Source organism: Streptomyces sp. NPDC056161 (assembly GCF_042268025.1).
In the GTDB taxonomy this organism is placed as follows: Bacteria; Actinomycetota; Actinomycetes; order Streptomycetales; family Streptomycetaceae; genus Streptomyces.
Window position 1 is genome coordinate 40,298 of the sequence record NZ_JBHJUV010000048.1, and the last position, 14,431, is coordinate 54,728.

The following is a 14,431-nucleotide window of genomic DNA, read 5'->3' on the forward strand; positions in this document are numbered from 1 at the left end:
CGTGCGGCGGGCCGGACCGGGACGGGGGCCGCCGTCGAGTTCCCCCGCGTGGACGAGGACGGGAGCGGCGAGACGGCTCAGGGCGGCGCGGGTGGTGTCCGGGGCGAGGGCGCCGGCCGCCGCGTCGTTGGCCTGGTCTTCGGCCGCCGCATCGGGTCGCCGAGATAGGCCGAGACCCGCGTGGGGCCGCCGGGCAGCACGACGAGTGGCTCCCGCGCGCCGCGGACGTGGTACGCGAGACGGGCCCCGTCGGGCGCCGTGAACGCGGGCATCCCGCCGATCATCCGGCTTGGCCGGGCCGGCCCGCAACGGGGTTCCGGATCGGCCGGACGGGCGAGAAAGTGCAGGCCGCCCCCTTGCCCGGCCCCGCCCCGGCCTGAATTACTGATCCCGGACACGGCGACGGAATGATCGGTCGTCCGAATTGACGTGTACCGATGTGAGTCGATGTGAGTCGGTGTGAGTCGGTGTGAGTCGGTGTGAGTCGGTGTGAGTCGGTGTGAGTCGATGGACCCGGCGAGGGAGAGGTACCCCATGACGGAGGCCAGTGAGCTGTTCGACGCGGGGGAACGGCTCGACGCGCAGGCGCTGCGGCGGCTTCAGCTGGAGCGGCTGCGGACGACCCTGCGCCGCGCCTACGACCACGTGCCGTTCTACCGCGAGTCCTTCGACACCGCCGGCGTCCACCCGCAGGACCTCCGGTCCCTGGACGACCTGGCCCGCTTCCCCTTCACCGCCAAGGCGGACCTGCGCGAGAACTACCCGTTCGGGATGTTCGCCGTGCCGCGCGACCGGATCCGCCGGATCCACGCGTCGAGCGGCACGACCGGACGCCCCACCGTGGTCGGCTACACGGAGAACGATCTTTCGCTGTGGGCCGACATGGTGGCCCGTTCCATCCGGGCGGCGGGCGGGCGGCCCGGGGACACCGTCCACGTGGCGTACGGTTACGGGCTGTTCACCGGCGGCCTCGGCGCCCACTACGGCGCCGAGCGGCTGGGATGCACGGTGATCCCCGCGTCCGGCGGCATGACCGCCCGCCAGGTCCAGCTCATCACGGATCTGGAGCCGCGGATCATCATGGTGACGCCCTCGTACATGCTCACCCTGCTCGACGAGTTCGAGCGGCAGGGCGTGGATCCGCGCGGCACGTCGCTGCGGGTGGGCATCTTCGGTGCGGAACCGTGGACGGAGGAGATGCGGCGGGAGATCGAGGAGCGGTTCGGGATCGACGCCGTCGACATCTACGGGCTGTCCGAGGTGATCGGTCCGGGCGTCGCGCAGGAGTGCGTGGAGACCAAGGACGGCCTGCACGTCTGGGAGGACCACTTCTATCCGGAGGTCGTCGACCCGGTCACCGGCGAGCTGCTGCCCGAGGGCGCGGAGGGCGAACTGGTCTTCACCTCGCTCACCAAGGAGGCCATGCCGGTCGTCCGGTACCGGACCCGCGACCTGACCCGGCTGCTGCCGGGCACGGCCCGGGTGTTCCGGCGGATGCAGAAGATCACCGGCCGCAGCGACGACCTGGTGATCGTGCGGGGCGTCAATCTTTTCCCGACGCAGGTCGAGGAGATCGTGCTGCGCGTCCCCGGCCTCGCCCCGCACTTCCAGCTCCGCCTCACCCGGCAGGGCCGCCTGGACGCCCTCACCGTACGGATCGAGGCACGCCCCGACGCGACCCCCGAGACCCGCCGGGAGGCGGCCCGGCTGGTCGCCGCGGCCGTCAAGGACGGCATCGGCGTGTCGGCCGACGTGGAGATCGTCGACCCGGCGTCGCTGGAGCGGTCGGTGGGCAAGATCCGCCGGATCGTGGACCTGCGCCCGCGCTGAGCGCTCCGCCGGCCGTGCCGCGAGGCGCTCGCCGCGCCGTCGCTCGTCCGCCGCGCCCTCGTTCGTCCGCCGCGCCCTCACCCGGCCCGCTCAGTCCCCGCCGCCGAAGCGGTCCCGCAGTGCCCGCTTGAGGATCTTGCCGCTGGCGTTGCGCGGGAGTTCGGTGACGAACAGCACGCGCTTGGGTGCCTTGAACGGGGTGAGCCGCTCGCGCGCGTGGGCGATCAGTTCGGCCTCGGTGACCTCGCCGCGCGGCACGACGACCGCCGTGACGGCCTCGACCCAGCGCTCGTCGGGCAGCCCGACGACGGCGGCCTCGGCCACCCCCTCGTGCGTGTACAGGGCGTCCTCGACCTGCCGTGAGGCGATCAGCACCCCACCGGAGTTGATGACGTCCTTCACCCGGTCGACGATCGTGAGGTATCCGTCGGCGTCCCGCACGGCGAGATCGCCGGAGCGGAACCAGCCGTCGCGGAACGCCTCGGCGGTCTCCTCGGGCTTGTCCCAGTAGCCCTCGCACAGCTGCGGCGAGCGGTAGACGACCTCGCCCGGTGTGCCGTCGGGCACGTCCGCGCCGTTCTCGTCGACCACGCGGGCGTCCACGAACAGCACACTGCGGCCGCAGGAGTCGAGTCGGCCGGCGTGCTCGTCGGGGCCGAGCACGGTGGCGAGGGGGCCGATCTCGCTCTGCCCGAAGCAGTTGTAGAAAGCCAGCTCCGGCAGTCGCTCCTGGAGCCGTTCCAGGACCGGTACGGGCATGATCGACGCCCCGTAGTACGCCTTGCGCAGCCCGCCGAGGTCGCGGGTCGTGAAGTCGGGCCGGTTCGACAGCGCGATCCACACGGTGGGCGGTGCGAACAGGCTGTCCACGCGCCCGGCCTCGATCAGGTCGAAGAGGGTGTCGCCGTCGGGTGCGTCGAGGACGGTGTTGGTGGCGCCGACGGCGAGGTAGGGCAGCAGGAACACGTGCAGTTGCGCCGAGTGGTACAGCGGCAGGGCGTGCGCGGGCCGGTCCCCGGCCCGCAGGTCGAGGGCGGTGATCGCGCTCAAGTAGGCGTGGACCAGTGCCCGGTGCGTCATCATCGCGCCCTTCGGCAGCGCGGTGGTGCCGGAGGTGTACAGCAGTTGCACCAGGTCCTCGGCGCACGGTTCGGGACCGCCGTACGGCGCCGCCGTCGCGAGCGAGGCGAGGAGCGAGTCGTCGGTGTCGCGCAGCGCCAGCACGGGGACGCCGTCCGGCAGCCGTGCGGCGAGGGCCAGGTCGGCGAGCACCAGTGCGCTGCCCGACTGGGTGACGACGTAGGCGAGGTCGTCGCCGGTCAGGTGGTGGTTGACCGGCACGTGGACCAGGCCCGCCCGCGCACAGGCGAGGAAGGCGATCACATAGGCGTCGGAGTTGTGGCCGTAGGCGCCGACCCGGTCGCCGGGGGCCAGGCCGCGGGCGCGCAGCAGGCCGGCGGCGCGGGAGACGGCGTCGTCGAGTTCCGCGTAGGTCCAGCGGCGCTCGCCGTACTCCACCGCGATCCGCGCGGGTGTGCGCCGGGCGCTGCGCCGCAGCACCCCGTCGACCGTGCTGCCGTGTCCCTGCGTCATGGCACCCGATCCTGCGGGCGGTGCGCGAGCGGGTCAAGGACGCGGCGGCACGGCGCGGTCCCGGCGTCGCGCGGCGGTGGTCCCGGTGGGTTCGCCGGCGTCGCCGTCGCGGGGGCCGGCGCATGGTCATACGGAGCGGTTCCGGCCCTCCCAGTAGGGTTCCCGCAGCCGTCGCTTGTACAGCTTGCCGTTGGGGTCGCGGGGCAGTTCGGCGACGAAGTCGATGGATTTGGGGCACTTGTAGCCGGCGAGGTGCCGCGCGCAGTGGTCGAGCAGGGCGGTGGCGAGACCGGGTCCCGGCTCGTGCCCCGGGGCCGGTTCCACCACGGCCTTGACCTCCTCGCCCCAGTCGTCGTGCGGGATGCCGAAGGCGGCGGCGTCGGCGACGGCGGGGTGGGCGAGCAGGGCGGACTCGATCTCGGCGGGGTAGATGTTCACGCCACCCGAGATGATCATGTCGATCTTGCGGTCGCGCAGGAAGAGGTAGCCGTCCTGGTCCAGGTAGCCGAGGTCGCCGACGGTGAAGAAGTCGCCGATCCGGTTCTTCCGGGTCTTCGCCTCGTCCTTGTGGTAGGAGAATCCGCCGGTGTTCATCTTCAGGTAGACGGTGCCGAGTTCGCCGGGCGGGAGCCGGTTGCCCTCGTCGTCGAAGATCGCGAGTTCGCTGATCGGCCAGGCCCTGCCGACCGTGCCGGGCTTCTTCAGCCAGTCCTCGGCGGTCGCGAAGGCACCACCGCCCTCGCTGGCCGCGTAGTACTCCTCGACGCTGTGCCCCCACCAGTCGATCATGGCCCGTTTCACGTGGTCGGGGCAGGGCGCGGCGCCGTGGATGGCGTGCCGCATGGACGACACGTCGTACGACCGCCGTGTCCGCTCCGGCAGCGCCAGCAGGCGGTGGAACTGGGTGGGGACCATATGGGTGTGGGTGCACCTGTGGGTGTCGATGAGGCGGAGCATCTCCTCGGGTGTCCACTTGTCCATCAGCACCAGCGGATGCCCGATGTGCAGCGACGCGCCCGCGAACTGGAGCACGGCCGTGTGGTAGAGCGGCGAGCAGACCAGGTGGACGTTGTCGTCGAACGGCTTGATGCCGAAGATGCCGAGGAACCCGCCGAGGTACGCCTCCTCGGGGGTTCTGCCGGGCAGCGGGCGCCGGATGCCGCGGGGCCGGCCGGTGGTGCCCGAGGTGTAGTTCATCACCCAGCCGAGGGTGCGCTCGGCGGGCGCCGACGCGTCCTGTCCGGTGAGGAGCTCGGCGTACGGCCTGAAGCCCTCGACGGTGCCGACCGCGTACCGGTGTGTCGCCGGGAGGCCGGCCTCGTCGGCGGCCTGGCGGGCGGGCCCGGCGAACCGTTCGTGCGCGACGAGCACCTTGGCGCCTGAGTCGGCGACGATCCAGGCGATCTCGGGCCCGACGAGGTGGTGGTTGACGGGCACGAGGTAGAACCCGGCCTGGCTGGCGGCCAGGTACGCGGTGAGGAACTCGACGCCGTTGGGCAGCACGACGGCGAGGGCGTCGCCGCGCTCCAGGCCCGCCGCGCGCAGGCCGTGGACCAGTTGGTTGGCGGCGGCGTGCAGTCGGCCGGCGGTCCATGCCTCGCCGTCGGGGGCGATGAGGACGGTGCGGTCGGGGTCCTGGGCGGCCTGGGCCCAGAAACCGGTGGGAGGTGTGTTCACGACTGGCCGCTCCTTCCGGCGATGCGGTTGATGCGGTCGACGGCCCGCTCGAAGCCGCGGGTGAGATCGTCGAAGACGGCCCGGACGTCGCGTTGGGTGGTCATCCGGCCGACGATCTGTCCGACGGGGGTGCCGAGCAGCGGCTCGACCTCGTACTTCTGGATCCGGGAGACCGCCTCGGCGACCAGCAGTCCCTGGAGCGGCATCGGCAGGGTGCCGGGTCCGTCCGGGGCGTCCCAGGCGTCGGTCCACTCGGTGCGCAGTTGGCGGGCGGGCTTGCCGGTGAGGGAGCGGGAGCGGACGGTGTCGCCGGACCCGGCGGCGAGGAGTTTGCGGGTGAGGGCGGGGGAATGCAGGTCCGCCTCCGTGGTGGTCAGCCAGATGGAGCCCAGCCACACGCCCTGGGCGCCCAGGCTCAGCGCGGCCGCCACCTGCTGTCCGCTGCCGATGCCGCCCGCCGCCAGCACGGGCAGCGGGGCGACGGCGTCGACCACTTCGGGTGTCAGCACCATGGAGGCGATCTCCCCGGTGTGGCCGCCCGCCTCGTAGCCCTGCGCCACGACGATGTCGATGCCCGCGTCCCGGTGCTTGCGGGCGTGCCGCGCACTGCCCGCGAGGGCGGCGACGAGCACGTCCCGGTCGTGCGCGCGGGCCACGACGTCGGCGGGCGGGGAGCCGAGGGCGTTGGCAAGAAGCCGGATCGGGTAGTCGAAGGCGACGTCGAGCTGGGTGCGGGCCACGTGCTCCATCCAGCCGGTGATGCGCCAGCCGGACGCCTCGCCGGCGGCGAGTTCGGGCACCCCGTACTTGGCGAGGGTGTCCGTGACAAACCGGCGGTGTCCCTCGGGGATCATCGCCTCGACGTCGGCCTCGCCGACGCCCTCCACCTTCTTGGCGGGCATGACGACGTCGAGGCCGTAGGGCCGGCCCTCGGCGTGGGCCTCGATCCAGTCGAGGTCGCGTCTGAGTTCGTCGGGGGCGGTGTAGCGGACCGCGCCGAGCACCCCGAAGCCGCCGGCCCGGCTGATGGCCGCGGCGACGGCGGGAAACGGCGTGAAGCCGAAGACGGCGTGCTCGACTCCCAGTTGCTTGCTCAGCTCCGTCTGCATGGGCGCAGGATGCCGCAGTCCCCGGGACGACGGAAGAGGTTTTCTGATACAGCGTCAGATTCTCGGCGTCGCATGCGCGGCGTCGCATGCGCGGCGTCGGATTCTTCGGGGGGCCGCTCCCGGGCCGCACGTGCCGTCGGCGCATTCCCGCCCGCGAGAGCACCGCCGCGGTCCGGGCGCCGTGCCGGGCGGAGGCGGCCGCCGGGTGGGCGGGTACCGCCGCGTCCCGTCCTCAGTCCCGCTCCAGCACCGCCATCGCCGCGTTGTGCCCCGGCACCCCGCTCACCCCGCCCCCGCGCACCGCACCCGCACCGCACAGCACGACATTGGCGTGCCGGGTCTCGACGCCCCAGCGTCCGGTGTCCTCCTGGGCATAGGGCCACGCCAGCGCGCGATGGAAGATGTTGCCGCCGGGCAGCCGCAGGTCGCGCTCCAGGTCGAGCGGGGTCTTCGCCTCGATGCACGGGCGGCCGTCGGCGTCGGTCGCCAGGCAGTCGGCGAGGGGTACGGCGAGTTGGGCGTCGAACTGGGCGAGCGTCGACTTCAGCAGGTCACGGCGTACGGCGTCGTTGTCCTTGGCGAAAAGCCGGGCGGGTGTGTGCAACCCGAACAGGGTGAGGGTCTGGTATCCCCTGGCGACCAGGTCGGGACCGAGGATCGAGGGATCGGTCAGGGAGTGGCAGTAGATCTCCGAGGGCGGTGCGGCGGGGAGCCGACCGGCCGCGGCCTCGGCGTGGGCGGCGGCCAGTTGCCCGTACCCCTCGGCGATGTGGAAGGTGCCGGCGAACGCCTCCCGCGGGTCCACGGTGGTGTCGCGCAGCGCGGGCAGCCGCTTGAGCAGCATGTTGACCTTCAGCTGCGCGCCCTCGGCGGGGGCGGGCCGCGGATCGCCGGTGAGGGCGGCGAGTTCCTGCGGCGAGGCGTTGACGAGCACGTGCCGGGCGGCGACGACGCCCTCGCCGTCGACCGTGCGGTAGACGACTTCGGCGTGCTGTCCGTCGGTGTCGATACGGACGGCCTCGTGCCCGGTCGCGAGGGTGGCGCCGGCCGCGCGCGCGGCGGCGGCCAGCGCGTCCGTGAGGGCGCCCATGCCGCCGACGGGCACGTCCCAGGCACCGGTGCCGCCCCCGATCACGTGGTAGAGGAAGCAGCGGTTCTGCGGCAGGTCGGGGTCGTGGGCGTCGGCGAAGGTGCCGATGAGCGCGTCGGTGAGGACGACGCCCCGCACCAGGTCGTCGCTGAACTCCCGCTCGATCGCCACCCCGATGGGCTCCTCGAACAGGGCCCGCCAGGCGTCCTCGTCGTCGACGCGGCGGCGCAGTTCGTCGCGGGTGGGCAGCGGTTCGACGAGGGTGGGGAAGACCCGCTGGGCGACCCGGCCGGTCATGCCGTAGAAGCGCTGCCAGGCCGCGTACTCGCTCTCGCCGCCGGTCAGCCGCGCGAAGGCGTCCCGGGTGCGCCGCTCGCCGCCGCCGACCAGCAGTCCCGTGGGGCGCCCGGCGCGCTCGGTCGGGGTGTAGGAGGAGATGGTGCGGCCGCGGACGCGGAAGGTCAGGCCCAGGTCCCGCACGATCTTCCGGGGCAGCAGGCTGACGAGGTAGGAGTAGCGGGAGAGCCGGGCGTCGACCCCGGCGAACGGGCGGGTCGAGACGGCCGCGCCGCCGGTGTGCTCCAGCCGCTCCAGGACCAGCACGGACCGTCCGGCCCGGGCCAGGTAGGCGGCGGCGACCAGTCCGTTGTGGCCACCCCCGACGATGACGGCGTCGTAGGTCCGGGATCCCTCGTGTGCTGGCATGGTTCTTCGTAACACGTGATGATCTACGTCGGCCAGAGGCGTGCCGCACCGCGGCCCGCGACCGGATCGGCGACCGCCGATCGGCCACCCGCCACCCGCCACCCGCCACCCGCCACCCACCACCCACCACCCACCACCCACCACCCGCCCAGCGTCCGCCGACTCAGCCTCCGCCGGACGTCGCCTGCTGTCGGCGCAGCACGGCCAGTCTCCGGTACAGCTCGCCCGCCTCGGCGCTCCGGCCGAGCCGTTCCAGGCAGTGGGCCTCGTCACTGCGGCTGGCGAGGGTGTCGGGGTGAGCCGGGCCGAGCACCCGCTCGCGGGCGGCGGACACCCGGCGGTACTCGCCGAGCGCGTCCGGCCAGCGGCCGAGCCAGCCCAGGCCGACGGCGACCTCACGGCGGCTGACCAGGGTGTCGGGGTGGTCCGGGCCGAGGACGCGGGTCCGCAGCGCGCACACGTCACGGGACTCGGCGAGGGCCTCCTCCCAGCGGCCGAGCCGGCCGAGGTTGACGCCGAGGCCGTGGCGGGCGCGCAGGGTCTCGGGGTGGGCCGGCCCCTGGGCGCGGGTGCGGTCGTCGGCCAGGCCGCGGTAGAGCCGGAGCGCGTCGGCACTGCGGCCGAGGCGGCCCAGGCTGATGCCCACCTCGTAGCGGGCGGCGAAGGTGTCCGGGTGGTCGGGCCCGAGGGTCCTGGCCCGCGCCTCGGCGACCTCGCGGTAGGCGCGCAGGGCTTCCTCCCAGCGGCCCAGCTGTCCCAGGGCGTAGGCGACCTCGTACCGGGTGACCAGCGTGTCGGGGTGATCGGGGCCGAGCACCCGGGCGCGGGCGGCGGCCACCTCGCGGACCGTCCGGTACGAGTCGTCCGGACGGCCGAGCCGGCTGAGGCTGAAGGCGAGGTTGTGGCGGCAGCGCAGGGTGTCGGGGTGGTCCGGGCCCATGGTGCGCTCGCGGGCGGCCAGCACCGCCGCGTAGACCCGGTGGGCGTCGGAGTGACGGCCGAGTTGTCCGAGGACGTACGCCATCTCCTGCCGGGCGGCGAGGGAGTCGGGGTGGTCGGGGCCCAGCACCCGGTTGCGTTCCCGGGCGACCTCGGTGAAGACGCGCAGGGCGTCGGCGGCGCGGCCGGTGCGGCTGAGCGTGAAGGCGATCTCGTAGCGGCTGGCGAGGGTGTCCGGGTGGGCCGGGCCGAGCAGCCGGGCGCGGTCGGCGGCGACGGCGCGGTGCACCTCGCCGGCCTCGGCCCAGCGGCCGAGCCGTCCCAGGCCGAGGCCGGCGTCGTGCCGGCCGACGAGCGCGCAGGCCGCCTCCGGCGGCGCGCAGGACGGGCCGGGCCGGTCCGGACCGGTGGGCGGCCGGGGGATCCACTCCCGGGAGAGCCCGGCCGCGGGGTCCGCGGGCGTGGTGCGCGGCGCGCCGCCGCCCGCCTTGGGCCCGGCGGTCATGCCCCGGGTCCAGGACGGCAGCCCGAGCACGCGGGAAGCCGCCTCGGGCGGCCACGGCCGGGGCGTCATCACCGTCGCGGCACGGGCGGGCGCCGTACGGCCGGCCGTCAGCCGCAGGCCCACCTCGCTTGCGTCGTACGGCCGTTGCTCGGGCCGCTTGGCCAGCAGGTCGAGCACGATCCGCTCGAAGTACTCGGGCAGTTCGGCGCGGTGGCGGCGCAGCGGGACCGGCGGGGTGTCGCGGTGGCCGACGAGGATCGCCCAGGCATCGCCCAGGTCGAACGGCGGCACGCCGGTGGCGATCTCGTACAGGACACAGCCCAGCGAGTACAGATCGCTGCGCCGGTCGACCTCCGTGCCGCTGATCTGTTCCGGGGACATGTAGTGCGGGGTGCCCATCGCGATGCCGGTGCCGGTCAGCCGGGCGGTGAAGCCGATGTCGTGGCCGAGGCGGGCTATGCCGAAGTCACAGATCTTCACGGTCGTGTCGGTGAGCCGCATGATGTTGGCGGGCTTCAGGTCCCGGTGCACGACGCCCTGCCGGTGGGTGTAGGCGAGGGCGGCGGCGACCTGGTCGGCGATGTCCACGATGTCGTCGACCGGCAGCGGGTGCTGCTTGTTGTCCTCCAGCAGTTGGCCGAGGTTGCGGCCCTCCAGCAGTTCCATCACCAGGTAGAGGGCGCCGTCGCACTCGCCGAAGTCATGGACGACGGTCACCCCGCGGTGGGAGAGCGCGGCGGCCACCCGTGCCTCACGGCGGAACCGCTCCCGCAGGACGCGGGTGAATCTTTGGTCGTGCTGGTGGCCGAGGGGCTTGAGGCACTTCACGGCGACCTGCCGCCCGAGCGACTCGTCGCGTGCCCGCCACACCTCGCCCATCCCGCCCCGCCCGATCAGGTCGAGCAGCCGGTACCGGCCCTGGACCAGTCTGGTGTCCGCCATGGCGCGCCGTCGCCCCCGTCCGTCGCCGCTCGCCCTTCCCCGGGGACCGCGCCACGGTACGGCCGAGCCGCCCCGATGCATGACACTCCCCCCGCAAGTCCAGTATGGCGGCCTATCGTCCGACTTTGTATGGCGGCGGACGAACACCGCGTCACCTGCTGCCCGGGGCGGGCCAGGGGGCTCGCGCGCACCGCCTCCGCTCCGGCGGGCCGGGGCGGGCGACGTGCCCCGTGCCGTACGATCGGCTCCCTTCGCACCGGAAGGCGGTCCGTCGATGCCCGTGCCGAGCCTGCTCGCGGTGTTCGCCCACCCCGACGACGAATCCCTCTCGGCGGGCGGTGTGCTCGCCCGTCACGCGGCCGGGGGCGCGCGGACCGCGGTCGTCACGGCGACCTGGGCCGAGGGCACCCCGCGGGCCGCGGAGTTGGCGGAGGCGCTGCGGATCCTCGGCGCCGGCGGGCCGCGGTTGCTCGGCTACGCCGACGCGCGCGTACCCCACTCGGCCCCGGACCGGCCACGGTTGTGCGACGCACCGCTCGACGAGGCCGTGGGGCGCCTGGTGGCGCACATCCGGGAATTCCGTCCGGACGTCATGGTCACCCATGACGGCTACGGCGGGCTGACGGGTCACCCGGACCACCTGCACACCCACCGGGTGACCGTGCTCGCCGCCCAGGCCGCCGGGCTGGGGCAGCTCTACCCGGACGCCGGTGCCCCCTGGCAGCCGCGCGCCCTCTACCTGGCCACGCACCCGCGTTCGGCCGTGCCCGCGCTCAAGGACGTGATCGGCGCGCGCAAGGCGGCGTACAGCGTTCCGGACGAGCAGGTCACCGCGACCGTCGATGTCGGCCCCTGGCTGGAGCAGAAGGTCGCCGCGGTGCTCGCGCATCGCTCCGAGGTGACGCGGGGAGCCCTGCCGGGGATCGTCTCCGGCCTTCCGCCGGCCGCGTGGCAACGGCTGTTCGCCACCGAGTGGTTCATCCGTCACCCTCTTGCGGCCGAGGCCGCGGCCCGGACGGAGCTGACCGCCTGACGGCACCGGCCCGCTGTCCCGCCGCCCCCGTGTTCCCGGTTCCCGAGTGCTGCGGTCAGGGCCTCGTGACGGTCTCCTGGGCCAGGCGGCGGCGCACCGCCGTGTGTATCTCCGAGGGGCCGCGTGCCCATTCGAGCGTGCGGCCGACCGCCGTGGCCGCCGGGCGGTCCCAGCAGGTGCGAACGGCCGCCGGACGGACGATGCGGAGTTCGGACCGGGCCCAGTCCGGCAGGAGGCCGACCGCGGCGTTCATCAACTGGTGCACGACCAGCCGTTCCCGTGCGGTCCGGCCGAAGCCGCGGAGGAACCGCACGGAGTCCCACGCGGCCTCGGTCGCCCGGAGCCCGGGACGTATTCGGGCCAGGTAGCGCTCGGCCTGCCGGGTGTCGCGGGGCACCTGCTCCGCGCCCAGCAGTTCGGCGACCGGGGCGACCTGCCGGTAGTACGTGTCGCACTCGGCGGGCGTGAGCCGGTACCGGCGCGGCGCGTACGTCTGGTAGCCCGCCAGGAAGCTGTGCACCTCCGCGGTGTGCACCCAGGTCAGCAGCTCGGGGTCGTCGGCGCGGTAGGGCCGCCCGTCCGGTGCGATGCCCCGGACCCGGGTGTGGATGCGCCGCACCAGGGCGATCGCCTCGTGCGCGGCCCGCGTGGAGCCGAAGGTCGTCGTGGTGACGAAGCGCGCGGTGCCGGCGAGCCGGCCGGCCGGGTCGGCCCGGAAGTCGGAGTACTGGTCGACCCCGGCCATGGCGAGCGGGTGCAGTGACTGGAGCATCAGCGCGGCGAAACCGCCGGTGAGCATGCCGGTCAGATGTCCGTGCACCCGCCAGGCGGGATCGCCGGGGGTGATCCCGAGCAACCCGGGATCACCGGGCGGCCCCTCGTACCGGTGCAGTTCGAGGTCCCCGCCGTGCACGGTCGCCCTGAGTTCGTCCGCGACCCGGGTCCGCAGTCCCACGCATGCCTCCGCGATCCGATGCAGCCGTCGTTACGGCTCCATTGTCCCCGGTCGGCGGGAAAGGGACCCGGGACCCGGGGGTGCCCCCGGGCCGGGTCCGCGACGGCGTGGTCACCGCGTAGATACCGGCGCGCTCGCGGCGGCGCGATGGCTCGCGCTCCGCCGGTTCACCGGCACCCACCCCGTTCGGCGCCACGACATCCCCGGCGGTCCTCCGCAGCCGCGCGGATCAGCCCTCCTTCCAGACGACCAGGGTCAGCACGGCGCTGCTGACGGTGACCGGGGCCTTGGCCTGGTTGAGCAGCCGTACCCGCATGCCGTGGCCCTTGCCGAGCCGCTTCGTCAACGGGATCACGGCGAAGGTCCCGTCGGCGGTGCCGATGATCTCGTGGATGGGATGGTCGGCCTGGTGCGTGTCGCCCTCGTACTCGGACATCCGGGCCTGGACGACCGCGCCGGCCGGCAGTCCGGCGATGTGCAGGCTGATGCTGCCGGTGAAGCGGGCCGGGCCACGCGCCCAGACGCTGCCGCCTGTGACGTGGTCACCGGTCTCGTCGCTCCACTCGTTGGTGAACTCGATCGAGTCCCACCCGCCGGGGCGGAGCGTGTAGGGCTTGGCGAGCCCGAGGTTCACGTACTGGGGCATGTCGTCCTCCTCGGAGGTGTCACCCGCGGCCCAGGCGCGCAGGCCCGCCTCGGACAGATAGGCGATGGATCGGTCAAGGGGCTGGCTGGTGAACTGCCAGACGAGCGGGTCCCGTCCGCTGGGCTTCGGCCGGGCCGCGGCCTCCGCCTTGCTGTAGGGGGCGGCGCCCCAGGGATAGGCCGGGTACCAGAGGGGAATCCCGGCGGGCACATGGCCCGCGGCGAGGTCGTCGCCGCTGGTGTAGATCCCGACGCGCTGCCCGGGGAACGCCTTCCGCACGGCGGCGATCCAGGCGGCGGCCCAGCTCCGGATCTGGGCCGCGCTGCGGCCGCTGTAGTTGCGGCCGTCCGAGTAGCGTTCGAGGTCAAGCCAGTGCGTGAACCCCTTCTTCGCGTGGGACTTGACCGCGCCGATGTAGTTCGCGGCCTCCTGTGCGACGTCCTGGTTGGGCCAGGCGAAGTGGTAGGCGCCGGGCACCATCCCGGCCTTGGTGATCCCGGTGATGTGGTTGTCGAACTTGGGGTCCCGGGTGTGCTGGCCTTCGCTGGCTTTGGCGAAAGCGAACACGACGCCGTCTTTCTTGTGGGCGGCCCAGTCCTGGGTGCCCTGATGGGCGGACACGTCCATGCCGCGGCAGGTGGCCATCCGCACCTCCTTCTGTGTCTGGCGCAGCGCGGACACTACGCGGGCCCGGCCAACGCCCAGGCCACAACTGCGGTGCCCATGGCGTTGCTTGAGGTGAACGTGGAGCTGATCGAGGTTGTCGTCACGGTGGTTGCGGCGGTCCTGTCGATGGGCGGGCGGCCAGGTGTGCCACCGGGCCGCGGGTCGGAACACGACGACGGAGGCGTTCGCGGTTCCGCCGGTGTTCGCCACGGCGACCGTGCCGGCCGCCGAGATGGTGATACCCATAAGGGCGTTGTCGTGCTCCCCTGTTGATTCGGCCGACGGTGAAGTCGCCGCCGGCACCGGACGGGACGGTGGAGGCGTCGCCGCCCGGGGTGGCATCGCCGCGGGGACGGCTCGGGCGGGCGGCACGGTCGACGGGCGGTGACAGGGTCGGACCACGGTCGACGGCTGCCCGGCTCGACGGCTTCTTCCCGTCCTCCAGGTCTGCGGCCGACGTCCGGTCACCGGCGCAGAGGGCGCGGGCGGCACTGTAGGACGGGTCGGCAAGGAGCGCGGCCAGGGCCACGGCGGGCCGCCGGGGCTCCGGTCCGGCAGCTGCCTCGCGGCCGGTCCGGGCCGCCCGCAGGTCCGCTAGCGGGGGGCCGGTCGCGTCCGCGCAGGGCGAGCAGGTGGTGACGAGTACCACGCCGGGTCCGAACTAGGCGGCCCGGGTGGCGCGGTGCTGTGCGCCGGCAGCCGGGGGCTGTGCGCCGGGCGGCCGGGGGTTGGACCTGGGCT

9 protein-coding genes are annotated in these 14,431 nt (G+C 73.8%); 2 read left to right on the forward strand and 7 right to left on the reverse strand.

The window, feature by feature from the left end:
• Positions 1–534 precede the first annotated feature (534 nt).
• Positions 535–1,830: a phenylacetate--CoA ligase PaaK gene (gene paaK, locus ACFC09_RS34275; RefSeq protein ID WP_376534810.1), complete on the forward strand. Its 1,296-nt coding sequence runs from the start codon at positions 535–537 to the stop codon at positions 1,828–1,830.
• 90 nt (positions 1,831–1,920) lie between these two features.
• Here the strand turns inward: paaK and ACFC09_RS34280 are convergent, their stop codons facing one another.
• From ACFC09_RS34280 to ACFC09_RS34300, 5 genes are all read right to left on the reverse strand, one after another.
• Positions 1,921–3,423 (reverse strand): fatty acyl-CoA synthetase, encoded by a 1,503-nt coding sequence (locus tag ACFC09_RS34280; protein ID WP_376534812.1) that lies wholly within the window; start codon positions 3,421–3,423, stop codon positions 1,921–1,923.
• 126 nt (positions 3,424–3,549) lie between these two features.
• On the reverse strand, positions 3,550–5,100 hold the full coding sequence (locus tag ACFC09_RS34285; protein WP_376534814.1) for an acyl-CoA synthetase: 1,551 nt from the start codon (positions 5,098–5,100) through the stop codon (positions 3,550–3,552).
• A complete protein-coding gene (locus ACFC09_RS34290) occupies positions 5,097–6,209 on the reverse strand; it encodes a nitronate monooxygenase (RefSeq protein WP_376534816.1) in 1,113 nt (370 codons plus the stop codon). Before ACFC09_RS34290 ends, ACFC09_RS34285 begins: the two co-directional genes overlap by 4 nt.
• 232 nt (positions 6,210–6,441) lie before the next feature.
• Complete coding sequence (locus ACFC09_RS34295; RefSeq protein WP_376534818.1) at positions 6,442–8,004, reverse strand: phytoene desaturase family protein; 1,563 nt, start codon at positions 8,002–8,004, stop codon at positions 6,442–6,444.
• A 163-nt stretch (positions 8,005–8,167) separates the two neighbouring features.
• Positions 8,168–10,390 carry a tetratricopeptide repeat protein gene (locus ACFC09_RS34300; RefSeq protein ID WP_376534820.1) on the reverse strand — a complete coding sequence of 741 codons (2,223 nt, stop codon included), beginning with the start codon at positions 10,388–10,390 and terminating at the stop codon, positions 8,168–8,170.
• Positions 10,391–10,664: 274 nt separating this feature from the next.
• On the opposite strand from ACFC09_RS34300, the gene ACFC09_RS34305 reads away from it, so the two are divergent.
• The gene (locus ACFC09_RS34305) at positions 10,665–11,423 is read left to right on the forward strand and encodes a PIG-L family deacetylase (protein WP_376534822.1); all 759 of its coding nucleotides are present in this window, start codon (positions 10,665–10,667) and stop codon (positions 11,421–11,423) included.
• Between the two features lie 55 nt (positions 11,424–11,478).
• On the opposite strand, the gene ACFC09_RS34310 is transcribed toward ACFC09_RS34305, so the two are convergent.
• A complete protein-coding gene (locus ACFC09_RS34310; protein WP_376534824.1) occupies positions 11,479–12,378 on the reverse strand; it encodes an oxygenase MpaB family protein in 900 nt (299 codons plus the stop codon).
• 229 nt (positions 12,379–12,607) lie between these two features.
• Complete coding sequence (locus ACFC09_RS34315; protein ID WP_376534826.1) at positions 12,608–13,936, reverse strand: glycoside hydrolase family 25 protein; 1,329 nt, start codon at positions 13,934–13,936, stop codon at positions 12,608–12,610.
• Positions 13,937–14,431 lie beyond the last annotated feature (495 nt).